Origin of the sequence: Weizmannia sp. CD-2023 (assembly GCF_036225245.1) — a bacterium.
GTDB lineage: Bacteria > Bacillota > Bacilli > Bacillales > Bacillaceae_C > Weizmannia > Weizmannia faecalis.
This window is the reverse complement of sequence record NZ_JARTJQ010000074.1, coordinates 1-15,507: the sequence shown is the minus strand read 5'-3', so window position 1 is coordinate 15,507 and position 15,507 is coordinate 1. Positions and strand designations below refer to the sequence as shown.

Below are 15,507 nucleotides of genomic sequence, written 5' to 3'. Positions count from 1 at the left end.
GGAAAGATACTGGTTTTGCAGAAAGAATGTTTCAATACTTCTACCGGATTTTTGATGCGTATGATAAAAAGATATTTGCGCTTGTGATTTACACCGAAGATTACTCCGAAACGTATACCCCACCCCGTTATGAATACAACTTTTTCGGGACAAAATTGAATTATGAATACAATGTGTATAAAATAGCGGAACAAGATGAAAATGAATTGTTGCAATCGACTAATCCATTTGCTTTTGTAATCCTTGCGACAAAAAAAGCCCTGTATGGAAAAACAGCTGCACAGCCAACCAAATTAGAATTGAAAAAGCAGCTGCTCCGGGTTTTAGCTGTTATGAAAGATCGCTTGCAGCTCGATAAAAAGGATTTACTGACACTTTTCATTTTCATGGACCACATGATAAAACTCGAAAGTCAATACCAACAGGAGTTTAACCAGGAAATCAAAAATTGGGAGGGCGGCACGATGATAACGTATGAAGATGAACTAAAACAAGAAGCAAGAAAAGAAGGAAGAGAAGAAGGAAGAGAAGAAGGTAAACGAGAAGGAAGACAAGAAGAAAAAATTGAAATTACCCGAAACCTTATTAAACTTGGGATACCACTCGATTTTATCAAAAAAGCAACAGGCAAGGAGCAGATTTCCAAATCGACCATCCCATGTAAATTAAAAATAAAAACCCAATCCCATAAACAATGGTTTGAAGCCATGAAAATGATAAAACAATAACTGAAACACCTAGAATAGCCAAAGTAATTAAGATTGTGTCACAAACTGCTGCTGTGATTACTACTGGTAGAGCTTTTATAAGATTTGATTGCAAAGCACCTTGGTTAAAGACAAAAACATTTTGTGGACCTAAAGGTAAAATGAGACCAAAGGCTAAAACAATCCATGTAAAAATGCTTCTAACATCTTCTCCCTCCTTTCGAAAAGAACACTCAAAGGGTAACTCCTTATGATTGATTAACCTATGACTATTTTAGAGGAGAATCCCCCATATGTATCCATCCAAATTTGATGGATATTAAACCAACCAAATTTTATAATGAAAATATAAAATGGATGGGAGAAAAAGACATGCAACATTTAGAGTGGAAACCGAATAGGTCGTCTTCAGTCGCTTTATATAAGCAGATTGAAAAGTACATAAAAGATAAGATTATAAAAGGAGAATGGACTGTTGGTACAAAAATACCTTCACAGAGGGTACTAGCCGAGACATTTGGGGTGAATCGTAGTACCGTCGTAACAGCATTGGATGAATTAACTGCCCTTGGTTTAATCGAAGGAAAAACCGGGGGTGGGACAAAAGTGATAAATAATACATGGAATCTGTTAGTATCCAACCATCCTCCCGACTGGAACTCGTATGTGAAGGCAGGGAGTTATCAACCCAATTTACCTGCAATTCAAGATATTAATGAAGCAGAATTCAGGCCAAATATCATTCGTTTAGGAACCGGAGAACTTTCACCGGAACTATTACCGTATAAAAAAATGCAAGATGTATTCCAGAGACTTCCTAATAGAATGGCCTCATTAGGATACGAAGAGCCAAAAGGCGACTTGTTTTTAAGACAGCAACTAACGGAACACTTAAAAAAGATAGGGATTAATGCTTCTCCCGCATCGATATTAATTGTCTCAGGAGCGCTTCAAGCATTACAACTGATTTCCATTGGTCTATTAAATAGGGGGTCAAATATTTTACTTGAAAAACCCTCTTACCTGTATTCTGTTCAAGTATTTCAATCTGCTGGTATGAGATTATATGGAGTGCCAATGGATGAGACTGGTCTTCAAACGTCATTAATCAAAAAGTATAAAAAACAATATAATGCTTCCTTGTTATACACGATCCCCTCCTTCCATAATCCTACAGGGATACTGTTGACGGAAGAAAAACGAAAGCAACTGATGGCGATATGTGAACAGGAGAGTCTTCCTATTATCGAGGATGATGTTTATCGTGATTTATGGATCGATTCTCCACCCCCAAATCCTTTAAAGAAAGAGGATAAGAATGGAATGGTTTTGTACCTAGGAAGTATGTCAAAAACAATAAGTCCAGGGTTAAGAATTGGGTGGATTGTGGGGCCGGAAGCTGTAATCGAACGACTTGCAGATATAAAAATGCAAACAGATTATGGTTCAAGTTCATTATCTCAATGGGCAGCTGCCGAATGGTTTTCTAGTGGCTTATATGATGAACATATGCGTTATATTAGGGAACAGTTAAAAATTCGTCGTAACGCAACGGTTCGGTCACTCGAGAAACACTTTACCGATATCGCTACGTGGAATTTTCCAAAGGGGGGATTCTATGTCTGGGTCCATCTCACTCCATCTTTATCGATTCGCGAACTTTTTGAAAAAGCATTAAAAGAAGGGATATTACTTAATCCGGGAAATCTATATGATCGCGATGCAATACAGTACTTGCGAATTTCCTATGCTTATGCACCTTTATCCGACATTGAAGACGCCATTGCCCGACTAGCCATTATAGTCAAACAAATAGCAAAAGAAACAAAACAATAGTAAGAAAGACGGAAAGTTCTCGCTTTCACGAGCTGCCGATTGCGGTAACCGTTCCTTGTAACAGGCGACCAAACGTTTGAAGAACTGGGTGTTTTCTCGTGCTTGGCATTTTTCTCGATTCTTTTATCGCCGCAAAAGCAAGCCGCGAATTTCGTTTTAGAATGCCGGACGCAAAGACAGGTATCCGCAGTTTCCTTGGCGGGATCTTTGATGGAATTCGGCGCCAGTGTCGCAGGTGGCTGTTCGATCGGCAACGGCCTCGTCAAAACGGAAATGATGACATGGCAGGGCTGGTTGGCACTGCTGTTTATGATATTTGGCGCATGGACGGCTTCCTATTTCATGTTTATCCGTCCGCAAATAAAGCGCCAAAAAACCGCGGTGAAAAGGCCGTCCCCATAGCGTAGGGAGGAATGCAAGATGGAAAAAGTATTGGGAGTCATGGGCCAACTTTGCCCGTTCCCGTTAATTGAAGCAAAGAAAGCCATTGAAGAAATGCAGTCGGGGGATGACCTTGTCAGCCACTTTGACTGCACGCAAGCAACGGTAAGCATCCCGCGAGCTGAAGCAGGCTAAACTGTCACAAACTTTGAACAACTTGATGAAGCAGCATAGCGATTACAGTCCGGAAAAATAAAATTTTTAAACAATTTATTGTAATTGCTTTCATCTCCATTCTTTATCTTTTATAATCATTAGTAGAGGAATTTTTGGGCTGCTCGGGAATATTGCTGTTTGAGCCTCTCAGGTTTATGGTTGGCTGATGACCATTGTAAAAACCACCAGACAAGGACTTTTAGAGCCAATATAAATAGAGGTTGATGAATAAGCGAGATTCTCAGAATTGGCAAGGATTCTTAAGATTTTGCAGAACTTTAACGCAAGAGTTTTAAAGAAAATACAGAAAAAAATGCGATTGAAAGCTATTTCGATGGTTAGAAGAGGACAGAATCCCCCCTTTTGCAAATATCTCTTCTATTGGTGGTAAACATTAAAACCGGCTTGCTGGGAGGATCGGATAAATTGCCAAAATCCGATTCGTTCAGGTTGCCCTAAATAGGGAATAAATAAAAAGTATAATAAACGATGAAACGGAGGTCTGTATTATGTATACAAACAAAATTATAAACGAAGAAATATTCAATTTTATTTCAAAAAAAGGGCGTTCCTGTTTCTATGAAAAAGGACAGATCATCAATATGGATACGGAAAAGCAATCTTTTATATATGCTCTGATAGATGGCTATATGTTTGTTAAACAGTTATCATGTCAGGGGAAGGAACTAATCATAAAAATCATGAACCCTGGCCATTTCTTTTTGCTAGATATATCCGACTATGAAAGTATCAATTACCAATACTTTGCATTAGCAAAAACAGATTGCCGTTTGGTAAAACTAGTTAAAGAAACTTTCAGTAAGGCGATAGGCGATAACAAGATGTTAAAAGAAAAATGGGAGGAATACATTTACAATCAGGTAAACAAAAAGAATCTTATAATAAGAGACTTTACTTTATTTGGGAAAAAGGGAACACTGTATTCAACATTAATTCGTTTAGTAAATACATGTAGTGTTCCAAAAGAACATGGATATAAAATTTTATTAAAACTTTCTCATGAAGAACTAAGCCAGATTTGTGGAACAACACGTGAATTTATTTCAAGAAATATGAACCAGTTAAAAAAAGACGGAATTATTTCATATGATAGTGTGGATCATTGTATTATCGTCAAAAATATAACCTTTTTAAGGAATTACATACACTGCGAATCTTGTCCTTTACATTATTGTGAACTTTCATAGAGAATGGTAAAATATTCACTTTTTCACTATTTAAATTGAGCAAACGGCATAGTATTGAATCCTTAACTCAAGCTATTTGCAATTACTTTTTTGACTTTTCGAGACACTAACTGTGATTGTTTTGCGAAAGTAGGATATTGCTTACGGACTCAATTTTTGAAGGTGCGTGGCTTCCGCTGCTTGCCTTCAAATGGCGTTGCTCCACAGCTCATGGATATATCCACGGTTTTCATTTCAACAAGTCAAGAACAGTAGGATAATGATTCTGACAGAGCTTTAACGAAATTTTAAAAGCAATGGTTTAAAACTCTGGACTCGGAAGCCATTTTAATGGAGGAAGAAGAGAAAATTAGCCTGTCCTTGCAAATATCTCTCCGATTGACAAATATTGAAGTAGAGCTTTCTGATTAAATTTTTATAAATGATTCTTTCAGGAAGCCCTACTTATATAAAAATAAGCGGACCTTTTCGGTACGCATCACAAATAGCCGCTTATCATGGATTTTTTTGCAAATCAACGGATATTTTCCACTGCCTGGATCGTTTTGACCAAGACAATATTGGTTTAAAATTTCCGGATTTCTATGAATTTCTAAATTCGGTAGTTCCGTTAGTAGTTTCACAAGGTACCAATAGAAACTATCCCATTTGTTTTCGCCGTTTCTGCGATACTTAAACAGATGACGTTTACTTTTGCACCGGCCTCGCATACGGATAACAGCCAATTTTTTCGGCCAATGACATTCGGACGGATGGCGTTTTCAGCTAGATTATTATCTATTTCAATTCGTCCATCATTCAAAAACGCTTTTAGTCCATTCACTCTATTGAGCATGTATTCTGCTGCCTTTGTAAGTGCGCTCTTTCGTTAAAATGACGATTTTTCCACCCGTCCAGAAACTTTTCGACAATTGGCCTCGAGTGGCGATTTTTTCTTCGTTTACTCGGAGGCAAATGCTTGAATTGCCTTTCGAGTTAGAATAAGTCATCCCAGTATTGAACTCTACCTCTTCACGTACGAGAGTGCTGCCGATTTCGAACATTTTTTCTGACAACGGTTACGAATCCTACTTTCCGGGTGAGAATGAATGACCTCTACTTCTATGTCATCACACAAGGATTCGTTTCTTTTTTTATTTTTTGCTTTCCGTACAACAGTTTAAAAAATCGTCTGTTGGCTTTGTCCTTCTGTATGCTCAGGATCATTAAAAGAAGGGCCATCCTCAAATAAGGAAGCTTGCCCATCGGGCACATTGTATTTTTATTTCTCTGTTTTAGATCCATATAAAAGTTTTGTTAATTGGCGAATTTGTTCGGTTAACGCTCCAATCTGTTTATTCGACTGATCAAGCTTTTTTGATAAATCTTTGTTTTGTTGATTTAAATAAGTCAGTTGTTCCTCGAGAAGTCAAATTATTTTCTCGTTATTGGGAGAGGCATTAACCATAAAAGTCACCAATTTTCGCATATAAGTTAACGTTAGTATACCATAGCGAATGACAAAGCGGGATAAAAATATGCAAATTTAGAATACACCTTTTGGTGTTGGTTAATTGAATCAGCGTTGCTATATAAAATGAATAAAATATCACGGCTCTGTTGCTTGCTGTACAAAGTAACCCTTATGCAAATGGCGCCCGGGCTTGATGTAAAAAACTTAAGTTCATTTTATATAGTCCATCAATACCTTTCCGCATATCTGTTTTCCAGAAGTTTATATGAATGTTTTTCATGCTTGTGTTGTCCTATCTCATAGATTTTTCAAATCCTTCATGACCGTTTGAATGGTGTGCTTATCTACGTCGTTGAAGATGGAAATCTCTGCGATTGCCGTTTTGATCGTGCAAGCAGGCTTCGAGGACAGCACGGGCGGGGTTATTCCAGGAGTATTTTCATTTTCAGTTTGTAATGTTACGGGGACAATGGTTAGTTTTTGTTTTGGCAAAGAAAAGCACCTCCTTTAATTGATACGTTCATAGTACCAGGAGGTGCAGCCTCAAATTAATTTAGACAATATCCCAATTTATTGTGGCTAATCTCCATCCTATTAGTTAAAAAGTAATTTTGCGTTGATGGTTGAACAATATATTAGCCGAGTTCCTATAGGTTATTAGATTCCTAATTTAATCCATCTTTTTTTAGAAAGACTTAGGATAATAATATTTATAATAACAATAGAGGCTAAATATATCACAATAGACCAGATATCCTTGGTATCAAGTGTCATACTATCCCTTTGAAGCACCTTATCTATTCGTGCGTACATCGTGTTACCTGCTTCAAAGGGAGCGATAAATCCAAAAATTTTCGTACTTATGGCTACTAAAATAACGGACGTTATCCAATAAACAATACTTATGCCAATACTAATCAATATATTTGGGCTTAATATACTAAACGTTCCAATAATGACGATATATTGAAAAACAACAGCTGAAAATAAAAATAGCAACAAAGTAAAATGTGAAAAGTTGTGATATATTATTGATATCAAAAATAAGCCGAGCAATATAAACACAAAACATTCTATGAACAAAACCGCCACTTTTTTATAAAAGAAGGTAAAAATATTTTCCCCTATTAACTTATAAAATAAAATATTTTTATTAGTATACTCCCTGTTGATAAAGAAAGCTATAACGAATGAAAACAACATAAAACCAAACTCTGTAGCAACTGTATAGGAGCTAAAGAAGAATATATGATATGTAACTTTGCTAACCCTGTCTATTCCAATCGGTAGAAAATACCCGAGTAAAAAAACAAACAGAAACATAGATCCCAGTATAATTAAAACCTTGTTATTAATACTTTTTTTAAACTCCAGTTTCATCGTTGCCCTCCCACAATATACTTACTCATTTATATATACTTCGATCAACTTATCTATAGAATCATATTTTTGAATTGATTGATTATTGAATAAGTAATAATCTCCTGTAATGGCTTTCAAATCTGATAAGTTATGTGTAATATTTATAATAATTTTTTCCGGATTTTCGTGAATGTATTCATTCAGAAAACGATGTATTTCCATTACTGTTTTTTTGTCTAAGGCATTTGTTATTTCATCTAAAACGATAATTTTTTTATCTTCTAACAAAAAGCTAAGTAATTTTAGTTTTTGCTTTTGACCATCGCTAAGATTTTTAATTAGAACTTTTCCGTCAATATTTTCAAGGTTCAGTAAGACAGCAATTTTACTTATCAGTTTGGAATCAAATTTATTATTTAAAAAGTTTATTAAAAAGTCCTTGGAAACATCATTAGGTATATTAGATGAACTGGATATTAGAGAAATGTTCTGACTAATATCTTTTCCAATCCGTCCACTATTGTTTAATAGAAAGTCCTTGGCAAGTTGAGATTTTCCAACTCCGTTTTTTCCTAAGATGTGACTGATTCTTCCATTTGAGAAATGTAGGTTCGTGTTCTTAAGTAACGTCTTACCTTTTACTCTTAAAGTGTAGTTTGAAATGTTCATACACGAGCTCCTTTTAAACAAATAACTTTTTAAACAAAATGGGATGATTATTTCTTCTTTTCATTATTAATGATTGCTTTTATAAACACAATAAATTTTTTTGTTTATCTCTTTATCACTAGTTTGCAAAATACAATATCCAATGTACAATGGTGTTTGCTGCAATGCATACCCCAATAATTTGAATAGTAAGTACAAGCCAATGGTTTTTTTTAATACTATTATATTCGTCTAAATCAAGAAAGGCTAGAACAATTTTGTAACCATCAGAATTCAATACGGGGACTAAATTCCACAATAAAGTGCTTGAGAAAAACATATATGCTTTTGTTAAAGGTTCAAAAGAAAAAGTAAGTTGATTCACGGTCTCAACAATATTAACAAAAAGATAATTGATAAACAAACCGCTTGCATGAACAATAATCTTTTCATTCCTAGAAAGCATGTAAGTCTCATTCATTTGAACATAAAATGCAGGGAAAACGTAAAAATTCAGTTTAAATCCAAATTTATCAAACTTTTTCCCAAAGAATTTCAAAGACAAGATATGTCCCAGTTCATGAAAAAATATATTTACTATGAAATAACCGCCTATAACTATCCACATTTTCCAACCATAAATTAGAGGGGATAATTCATGTTGCAATTTCATTAAATGAGTATAATTAAATACAAATAATATAGCTATAACGCATAAAAAGGCGTAAAATAATTTTGTTGGTACTTTTTCTTTATAAGTCTTCAAGCGTGTTAATTGCTTCTCAGTAAGAGAGTCTAGCCTGTTTTTATAATATTCCCCACTTTTTTTGTCTTTTATAAAAACATGTTTTTGCACGAAAATTTCATAGTCTTCATCTTCAAATTTTAGCGGTTTCATGATCTTTATTTCCATAGTTTGCGTAGTAGTAATCTTCCATAAAATTATGAAAATAATTTATTTTGTCTTCGGAATTAAATAATGAAACACACAAACTGCAAATAGAAGAAAACTCATAGGGAATACCAAATTCCTCTATTTTTTTATTCTCTTTTAAAATATTTAAAAACCATTTAAATCCTTCTTTTCTTATAATAAACAGGAGTAGGTTAGACTGCAATTTTTCTACAGTTCTTTCATAAGTTTGACTATATTCCTCTCTTAAAGTTATTTTTGTTTCGAAAATAGCAGGGGAACAGCATGGATATATCTCTCCATCATGGTGATAAACAATTTCGTAGCCAGGGCATTGCAGAGAATCTTCATCATCAAGATTATAAAATTTATGTATATTTTCCTGGCTAATTCTATTTTTAGCAGCACCAACCGGGATCAATGGAAATTTTGTAATCTTAATTCCTAAGATTGAGTCACCCAATTCCTCCAAAATACGATTTGACATCTTATCTTTGGTGACTGCCATATTTAGAGAAACGTCAATATCTGGATATTTCCTACTGTGTTCAAATATTCTCTTGACACTGGATAATTTTACAAAAGGAGCATGGTACTCATCATAACTTATAGTTAATGCTACCACATTTAAAGAGTTCATGTCTTTAAAATATTCCTCAACTTTATTTTGGCTACCTCCCCAAAACCCGTTAGAAATCAATGTTATTTGTTTTTTGTAAGGCTTTATTATTTCCATTAATTCTTTTAAAAATTTATAATCTAAAAAGATTTCCCCGCCTGTGAATGAAATTACCTCTATTGTTTTGCTTCTTGCAAATTCATTTACTAAATTCCTTATATAGTCTTTTTCCATTTTTACTTCAGAAGTTGGTGAGCTAGAAAAGCAGCAATGATCACAAGATGCATTACATTTTGAATCTAAATTAATTGCTACTGTCTTATTATACATTAAATATTCATCCCCTTTAATAGTCAAAAATTACTGACCATGTTAAGCTTAGAAAAACTAATCATTGTTTTCCTAAATTAGTCTTTGCACGAACAAAAAACAGCCGTTGTAAAAATATCAAATTTGTTGATAAGCCCCCGTGCCATAGACTCCAAATATCGTAAAAAAGCCTCATTCCTATTTAGAAGGAAACAGCTGCATAAAAATATGATTATACAGAATTGTTTTTTAGCTTTATGACGAATCCCATCAATTGAGTTTAATCGTTCTTCAATATGGATTGTTACAAGTGTGTATACTTTTAGTATCGAAAATATAAATAACTGTCTTTGCTTTAACAAAACAAAGATAGTCGGTATATAAAATTCCCGCTATATAATTTGAACTAAACATTACTACTCATGATGTGTAGCCAGAAGCAATGTCATCTGTCCTGACTATAACTGATTTTGACGCGAATAACTTAAGTTCGCTTTATATAGCAGAGTAAAGCTTCAAAATAAGATACTATTCGTCTTACTATGTTACTAGTGCTTTCATGTTTTGAGAATGACTTTTTTGTTATATAATTTGAACTAAATTTTGCCATTGCCTATGTATTGCCAGAAGTCAATATCTATCCGGGTCATGATTAATTTTGGCGCGAAAAACTTATCTAAATTTTATATTGTCATCTCTTCTTTTTGTGACAAAGATTCATAAGATACACTGGAGAATTTAGCTTAAAGCGATCTCGGATCCAATCGGACGATTTCCTCCTTATTCTTTGATTTAGACAGTGAAGTGTAGGAATCAAAATTAAAAACAAGTATGGCTCAGGGCTTTGATTTCTGCAAAGCCCTGGCCCTTTCTAAACTCATGATTTAAGAAAGAAATTTTTTGCTAGTTAAGTATAAGAGACAAAGTCTACTATATGTGACTTTTATCAATGTCCACTTCCAACTATCCAACGGTTCCCCTTTGATTTCACAAAGTACCAAAGATCGTTAACTTTGGCCAACTTTTGAGATTCTTCTACCAAGCTCTTAAATTCCAAATTTTTCACATTACTATTTTGTGTATTTTCCTTACTCATTATCTATCACCTCCTTCTCTTATACTATAAATATTATCTCATTATATTCATTATTTCTGTGACTATAGTCACAGAAATAATATATTTTTCTAAACCTTATACTAAAGCAAAAATTTTCACAGAGAACTTTTTTCTCCAATAGAGAAATAGCTGCTTAATTGTTTGGACTTTAACAGATGGTGTTTTCTTTTTTAGCAATGTCTTTTACCACGTCTTCCAATGTCACTTGCTCCAAAACTTTCTCCATTGCAATCTGGGATGCTTCAAATATCGGTTCAATGGTGTTCTGAATATTTCTTCCCACAGGGCATTTCGGGTTCGAGTTACGGTGAATGCTGAATAACGCTTTATCCTGGACGACATTCACGGCCTTATAAACATCAAGGAGTGTAATATCGGACAGCGCTTTTGCCAGCTTTGCCCCTGCTTTTCCCGGATGGACTTCTATTAAGCCGGATTTTTTCAACATCCCCATGATTTTCCGGATGACAACAGGATTTGTATTCACACTCTCCGCTAAAAACTCGGAAGAACTCACGCCATCTTTATTCATTTCAATCAATGCCAATATATGGATTCCAACAGCAAAACGACTGCTGATCGACATTTCCAGTCACCATCCTCATGTAATTCATATAATTACAAGTATAGTATAACTTCTAAAGGAAATAAATATCATTGACATGCCTGCCATCTTGTAATTATAATAATTACATGTAATAAAGTTGATTACATATCACAGGAGGAATGCCATATGAAAATTGGAATTATTGGCGCTAGCGGGGAAGCCGGCAGCCTTATTCTCAAAGAAGCGGTTGACAGGGGCCACGAAGTGACGGCAATTGTACGGAATGCAGCGAAAATTCAAGACAAACGGGTTGATGTGGTGGAAAAAAATATTTTCGATATCAAATCCGGAGATCTTCAAAAATATGATGTGGTCGTCAATGCATTTGGTGCTGCTCCAGGAAAGGAACACCAGCATGTGGAAGCCGGCCGGGTTTTAATTGAAGCTTTAAAAGGGGCGCCCGGCACACGCCTCGTCGTTGTGGGGGGTGCCGGCAGCCTGTTTGCGGATGAATCAAAAACCGTTCGCGTCATGGACACACCCGATTTTCCCGCTGCATTCCTGCCAACTGCGAAAAGCCAGGCACAAAATTTAGAAGACCTGCAGCATTCCACCGGTATCCAATGGACTTTTGTAAGCCCGGCCGCGCTCTTTGATCCAGCAGGCAAACGAACCGGCTCCTACAAAAAAGGCGGGGATGTGCTGACGTTGAACTCAAAAGGGGAAAGCTACATCAGCTATGCAGATTTTGCGATTGCAATCCTGGATGAAATTGAAAATCCACAGCATAAAAACGAACGATTCTCTGTTGTCGGCGAAGCGGAATAACAACACTTGCTGTATAAAAAGACTATCACATTTGCGTGATTCTGACCTTCTACAGCCAATATCTTAGAAGAAAATCAAGTGAAGGCACTGAAAAAAGTGATCGTTTATTTTGATTTGTAAAAAAACGGTGAGACATGATGTCTCACCGTTTTTTGTTTTTGTGAGCTTTTCTGCTTATGAAAATTTTAGTTTTCCTGAGCGGATGTCATCGGCCATCGTTGCATAAGGTGCTTCTGAAATCACTTTTTCGTTGTTTATGCCTTCATTCTTAATGTAAGTGATATCCGCAAATTCCGGAACCACATATTTCGGGTAAGTTTCATATTTTTCACGGGATTCTTCCATTAAATCGATATGGTCATTTTGATAGCAGACCGTGATTTCCGGGTGTTCATGTACCCATTTCGGGAAAAAGATTACACCGTGCATCCGTTTATCATCCGGCATGAAGTTCAGGGAAACGTCTGTGCCTGTCGGTTCTGTCCAGGAAACTTTAAAAACGCCATCCGTGATCTTCACGATATCTGCTTTTTGGTCACGGACCCAGCGGCCGCCAACCATTCCGCTGTGGATACGATAATCAACGGTATCTTGATTTTTTATATAAAATTCATATTCCCAGCCATTTTCATAAGTATAGATCATGTGGGTGCCTAAAAATTCTTCTAATGTTTTCATCATAAACCTCCTGTATTTAACGAATCATTCAATATTAAACATGTCAATGTTTACATGTTTTATTTTATACCTATGCTATAATATTGTCAATAAAACGTGACGGAGGTTAGCCGATGGCAAAAAGAGTCCTTAAACACGCGATCTTGGGTTTGTTGAGAAAACAAGATATGAGCGGTTATGACATTACGTCCGAGTTTACAAAAGAAATTTCCCAATTTTGGAGTGCCAAACACAGCCAGATTTATACCGAATTAAAAAAATTGCTGGATGAAAAACTGATCGAACAGTATATTGAAATATCCGGCGTCAAATTGGAAAAAAAGATGTATACGCTGACAGAAGAAGGAAAGAAGGAACTGGCGCAGTGGCTGATGCATCCGGAACAAATTCCCGAGACGGAAAAAGACACGTTTGCTTTAAAAGTTTATTTTATCCAATACATTCCCGAAGAAAAAATTCTTCCGCTTTTCCAGGACCAATTGGATCAGCGGGAGCAAAAATTATCGGAGCTAAAATCCCGTTACCAGCTTATTTTTGCGCAAAGAGAAGAGGGGATTGGACTTGGATCGGATGAGTTAGGGCATTATCTTGTCCTGACAAAAGCGATCTCCCGGGAAGAAAGTTATGTAGACTGGCTGAAAAAAAGCATCCGGTTTATCAGGCAAAAAAAGTGAACGTTCCTTAGCCATAAGACAAACCGCAGTGAAGGCGGTATCCAAATTCAGCTGGCTATATTTTCAGGATAGGATCATTGAATCGTTGCCCCGGCTTGCGTAAAAAGGCATTTTGGTTTTCAAATAAGGCCCTGATTTCGTGAAAAATCTTTTCCGATTTCAGGGTCTTTTCGTTTGGGCTTGCCGGGTCAGCTCCGGAAAGAGAATATGCCGTTGACAGTACTGGAGGTGAAAAGGTGGAATTTAGCAGTTCTTTGCCCATTTATATACAGATCATGAATTTAATTAAGACAAAGGTGGTTTCCGGTGAAATCGATAGAGGGGAAAAACTGCCATCGGTCAGGGAATTATCAAAGGAATTGAGGGTCAATCCGAATACGATCCAAAGAGTTTATCAGGAACTGGAGCGGGAAGAGCTGGTGAAAACGCAAAGAGGAATGGGAACTTTTGTAACAGAGGACAGCCTTATCATCAGCCAGTTAAAACAAAGCATGGCTGCCGCGGTCATAGATCGTTTTTTCAGAGAAATGGAAAATTTGGGTTTCCAGCCCGATGAAATCAAAAAAATGATATCGGAAAGGTTTATGGAAGGGAATGAATAAAATGAAGAATATTGTAGAAATGAACGGGCTGACAAAGCATTATTTTCGTAAAAAAGCCCTCGATCAGTTGAATTTAACGATAGAGGAAGGAAAAGTCGTTGGAATATTAGGCCCGAATGGGAGCGGAAAAACAACGCTGATTAAAATTTTAACCGGCCTTTTACGGCAAACAGGCGGAGAAGTACGGATTGACGGACACAAAGTGGGCGTGGCAACAAAATCCATTGTTTCTTATTTGCCTGACCGTAATTTTCTGTATAAATGGATGCGGATCAAGGATGCTTTAAAATTATATCAGGATTTTTATGAGGATTTCGATGAAAAGAAGTTCGAAGCATTACTTGATTTTATGAAATTGGAAAAAGACATGAAAATTGATACGTTGTCAAAAGGCATGCATGAAAAACTGAACCTCTCGCTTGTCCTGGCAAGAAATGCAAAATTATATATTCTAGATGAGCCAATCGCCGGCGTCGACCCGGTTGCAAGAGACCAAATATTGGATGCGATTATCGGCAACTTTCGCGAAAACAGTTCGATGATCATTACGACGCATTTAGTCAGGGATATGGAAAGCATGCTGGATGAAGTGGTCTTTTTAAAAAATGGCCGAATTGTTTTGACGGGAAATGCAGAGCAATTACGGGAAGAAAAGGGCAAGCAAATCGACGGAATCTATAAAGAAGTATTCGGGGCATAGGAGGGAAACCGGATGTTGAAATATGTAAAGTATGAAATAAGAGGAACGTACAAGTTTATTTTGGGCATATTGGCTTTGGTGTTCATTCTTTTAACCAGCATGTATGCCTATTCTAATAAGGAAGGCTCGCTGTTTCATTCAGCGCAAATCTTTATGTCAATTGGTGTCATGCTATTATTTGGTGCGGCTCTCATTGCATTCCTCTACATCGTCGGCTCGTTTCGAAAAGAATTGTATGAAGACAGTGGCTACCTTACCTTTACATTGCCGTTGACAGGAAATCAAATTCTTGAATCTAAACTCATCGCTGCTTTGTTTTGGTTTATGGTGTTAGGCATTGGCGTTGTGCTATTCAACTTCTTAATGGTGATGATTTTCAGCCCATTCCATATTGATCACATATCAAAACTTTTCTCTGCGATCTCAAAAGTTCTATCCATAAAAGCGTGCATTTACATGACATTATCTATGGTTTTTAGCGTTGTCAGTGTGTTATTGCTGATCTATTTTTCAATGGCACTCAGCAAAGTAACGTTCCGCCATAAAAAGATTGGCTGTTTGTGGTTCGTCTTGTTTATCATTTTAAGCAGCATATTCGGCTATATTGACACCGAAATCAGCCAGTGGATACCGTATTATTTAGACCTGAGCACTTTCCATGTGGAAACACCCGCTTCCTACCATGATCTGCAGCTCTGAAGAGTAAATT

Annotated in this window: 17 protein-coding genes and 3 pseudogenes; 10 read left to right on the top strand and 10 right to left on the bottom strand. The window is 36.2% G+C overall.

Features of this window, described 5'->3' with window-relative positions; translation table 11 throughout:
* Positions 1 to 728: hypothetical protein (locus tag P9687_RS10695; protein WP_328228893.1), on the top strand; the 728-nt coding region annotated here is incomplete at its 5' end.
* Here P9687_RS10695 and P9687_RS10690 read toward each other — a convergent pair.
* Positions 637 to 914 (bottom strand): annotated as a pseudogene (locus P9687_RS10690) (LysE/ArgO family amino acid transporter); the annotation flags it as partial. The gene P9687_RS10695 and the pseudogene P9687_RS10690 overlap by 92 nt on opposite strands.
* Positions 915 to 1,079: 165 nt before the next feature.
* On the opposite strand from P9687_RS10690, the gene P9687_RS10685 reads away from it, so the two are divergent.
* The 4 genes and pseudogenes from P9687_RS10685 (at position 1,080) to P9687_RS10670 (ending at position 4,348) form a co-directional block, all read left to right on the top strand.
* Positions 1,080 to 2,543 carry an aminotransferase-like domain-containing protein gene (locus tag P9687_RS10685; protein ID WP_168985755.1) on the top strand — a complete coding sequence of 488 codons (1,464 nt, stop codon included), beginning with the start codon at positions 1,080 to 1,082 and terminating at the stop codon, positions 2,541 to 2,543.
* Between the two features lie 51 nt (positions 2,544 to 2,594).
* Positions 2,595 to 2,945: pseudogene (locus P9687_RS10680) on the top strand (YeeE/YedE thiosulfate transporter family protein); the annotation flags it as partial.
* Between the two features lie 18 nt (positions 2,946 to 2,963).
* A pseudogene (locus tag P9687_RS10675) lies at positions 2,964 to 3,178 on the top strand (sulfurtransferase TusA family protein); the annotation flags it as partial.
* A gap of 471 nt (positions 3,179 to 3,649) precedes the next feature.
* Complete coding sequence (locus tag P9687_RS10670; RefSeq protein ID WP_029142983.1) at positions 3,650 to 4,348, top strand: Crp/Fnr family transcriptional regulator; 699 nt, start codon at positions 3,650 to 3,652, stop codon at positions 4,346 to 4,348.
* 619 nt (positions 4,349 to 4,967) lie between these two features.
* Here P9687_RS10670 and P9687_RS10665 read toward each other — a convergent pair.
* From P9687_RS10665 to P9687_RS10630, 8 genes are all read right to left on the bottom strand, one after another.
* On the bottom strand, positions 4,968 to 5,183 hold the full coding sequence (locus P9687_RS10665) for an IS66 family transposase (RefSeq protein WP_029142982.1): 216 nt from the start codon (positions 5,181 to 5,183) through the stop codon (positions 4,968 to 4,970).
* Between the two features lie 915 nt (positions 5,184 to 6,098).
* Entirely contained in the window at positions 6,099 to 6,293 is a 195-nt protein-coding gene (locus P9687_RS10660; protein WP_029142980.1) for a hypothetical protein, read from the bottom strand.
* A gap of 165 nt (positions 6,294 to 6,458) precedes the next feature.
* Positions 6,459 to 7,181, bottom strand: coding sequence for a peptide ABC transporter permease (locus P9687_RS10655; RefSeq protein WP_029142979.1), 723 nt, complete (start codon positions 7,179 to 7,181; stop codon positions 6,459 to 6,461).
* Positions 7,182 to 7,202: 21 nt separating this feature from the next.
* Positions 7,203 to 7,832 carry an ATP-binding cassette domain-containing protein gene (locus P9687_RS10650; protein WP_029142978.1) on the bottom strand — a complete coding sequence of 210 codons (630 nt, stop codon included), beginning with the start codon at positions 7,830 to 7,832 and terminating at the stop codon, positions 7,203 to 7,205.
* A gap of 118 nt (positions 7,833 to 7,950) precedes the next feature.
* Entirely contained in the window at positions 7,951 to 8,709 is a 759-nt protein-coding gene (locus P9687_RS10645) for a hypothetical protein (RefSeq protein ID WP_035181029.1), read from the bottom strand.
* Positions 8,690 to 9,673 (bottom strand): YydG family radical SAM peptide epimerase, encoded by a 984-nt coding sequence (locus P9687_RS10640; RefSeq protein WP_029142966.1) that lies wholly within the window; start codon positions 9,671 to 9,673, stop codon positions 8,690 to 8,692. The genes P9687_RS10645 and P9687_RS10640 overlap by 20 nt, the downstream gene beginning before the upstream one ends.
* A 925-nt stretch (positions 9,674 to 10,598) precedes the next feature.
* Positions 10,599 to 10,748 (bottom strand): epipeptide YydF family RiPP, encoded by a 150-nt coding sequence (locus P9687_RS10635; protein WP_029142965.1) that lies wholly within the window; start codon positions 10,746 to 10,748, stop codon positions 10,599 to 10,601.
* 169 nt (positions 10,749 to 10,917) lie between these two features.
* Positions 10,918 to 11,355: an Rrf2 family transcriptional regulator gene (locus P9687_RS10630; RefSeq protein ID WP_029142964.1), complete on the bottom strand. Its 438-nt coding sequence runs from the start codon at positions 11,353 to 11,355 to the stop codon at positions 10,918 to 10,920.
* 147 nt (positions 11,356 to 11,502) lie between these two features.
* Here P9687_RS10630 and P9687_RS10625 point away from each other — a divergent pair, with 147 nt between their 5' ends.
* A complete protein-coding gene (locus P9687_RS10625) occupies positions 11,503 to 12,144 on the top strand; it encodes an NAD(P)-dependent oxidoreductase (protein WP_035190971.1) in 642 nt (213 codons plus the stop codon).
* A 174-nt stretch (positions 12,145 to 12,318) separates the two neighbouring features.
* Here the strand turns inward: P9687_RS10625 and P9687_RS10620 are convergent, their stop codons facing one another.
* A complete protein-coding gene (locus tag P9687_RS10620; RefSeq protein WP_035190973.1) occupies positions 12,319 to 12,822 on the bottom strand; it encodes a phenolic acid decarboxylase in 504 nt (167 codons plus the stop codon).
* Between the two features lie 113 nt (positions 12,823 to 12,935).
* On the opposite strand from P9687_RS10620, the gene P9687_RS10615 reads away from it, so the two are divergent.
* The 4 genes from P9687_RS10615 to P9687_RS10600 all read left to right on the top strand — a co-directional run bounded on the left by P9687_RS10615 (position 12,936) and on the right by P9687_RS10600 (position 15,497).
* On the top strand, positions 12,936 to 13,496 hold the full coding sequence (locus P9687_RS10615) for a PadR family transcriptional regulator (RefSeq protein WP_026684637.1): 561 nt from the start codon (positions 12,936 to 12,938) through the stop codon (positions 13,494 to 13,496).
* 236 nt (positions 13,497 to 13,732) lie between these two features.
* Positions 13,733 to 14,098: a GntR family transcriptional regulator gene (locus P9687_RS10610; RefSeq protein ID WP_029142962.1), complete on the top strand. Its 366-nt coding sequence runs from the start codon at positions 13,733 to 13,735 to the stop codon at positions 14,096 to 14,098.
* 1 nt (position 14,099) lies between these two features.
* On the top strand, positions 14,100 to 14,798 hold the full coding sequence (locus P9687_RS10605) for an ABC transporter ATP-binding protein (protein ID WP_026684635.1): 699 nt from the start codon (positions 14,100 to 14,102) through the stop codon (positions 14,796 to 14,798).
* A gap of 12 nt (positions 14,799 to 14,810) precedes the next feature.
* The gene (locus P9687_RS10600; RefSeq protein ID WP_328228708.1) at positions 14,811 to 15,497 is read left to right on the top strand and encodes a hypothetical protein; all 687 of its coding nucleotides are present in this window, start codon (positions 14,811 to 14,813) and stop codon (positions 15,495 to 15,497) included.
* Positions 15,498 to 15,507 lie beyond the last annotated feature (10 nt).

Coding starts and splice junctions, on each gene's coding strand:
- P9687_RS10615 (WP_026684637.1), top strand. CDS start 12,936: ATGGCAAAAAGAGTCCTTAAACACGCGATCTTGGGTTTGTTGAGAAAA.
- P9687_RS10655 (WP_029142979.1), bottom strand. CDS start 7,181: ATGAAACTGGAGTTTAAAAAAAGTATTAATAACAAGGTTTTAATTATA.
- P9687_RS10640 (WP_029142966.1), bottom strand. CDS start 9,673: ATGTATAATAAGACAGTAGCAATTAATTTAGATTCAAAATGTAATGCA.
- P9687_RS10650 (WP_029142978.1), bottom strand. CDS start 7,832: ATGAACATTTCAAACTACACTTTAAGAGTAAAAGGTAAGACGTTACTT.
- P9687_RS10620 (WP_035190973.1), bottom strand. CDS start 12,822: ATGAAAACATTAGAAGAATTTTTAGGCACCCACATGATCTATACTTAT.
- P9687_RS10605 (WP_026684635.1), top strand. CDS start 14,100: ATGAAGAATATTGTAGAAATGAACGGGCTGACAAAGCATTATTTTCGT.
- P9687_RS10630 (WP_029142964.1), bottom strand. CDS start 11,355: ATGTCGATCAGCAGTCGTTTTGCTGTTGGAATCCATATATTGGCATTG.
- P9687_RS10645 (WP_035181029.1), bottom strand. CDS start 8,709: ATGAAACCGCTAAAATTTGAAGATGAAGACTATGAAATTTTCGTGCAA.
- P9687_RS10685 (WP_168985755.1), top strand. CDS start 1,080: ATGCAACATTTAGAGTGGAAACCGAATAGGTCGTCTTCAGTCGCTTTA.
- P9687_RS10670 (WP_029142983.1), top strand. CDS start 3,650: ATGTATACAAACAAAATTATAAACGAAGAAATATTCAATTTTATTTCA.
- P9687_RS10635 (WP_029142965.1), bottom strand. CDS start 10,748: ATGAGTAAGGAAAATACACAAAATAGTAATGTGAAAAATTTGGAATTT.
- P9687_RS10625 (WP_035190971.1), top strand. CDS start 11,503: ATGAAAATTGGAATTATTGGCGCTAGCGGGGAAGCCGGCAGCCTTATT.
- P9687_RS10665 (WP_029142982.1), bottom strand. CDS start 5,183: ATGCTCAATAGAGTGAATGGACTAAAAGCGTTTTTGAATGATGGACGA.
- P9687_RS10600 (WP_328228708.1), top strand. CDS start 14,811: ATGTTGAAATATGTAAAGTATGAAATAAGAGGAACGTACAAGTTTATT.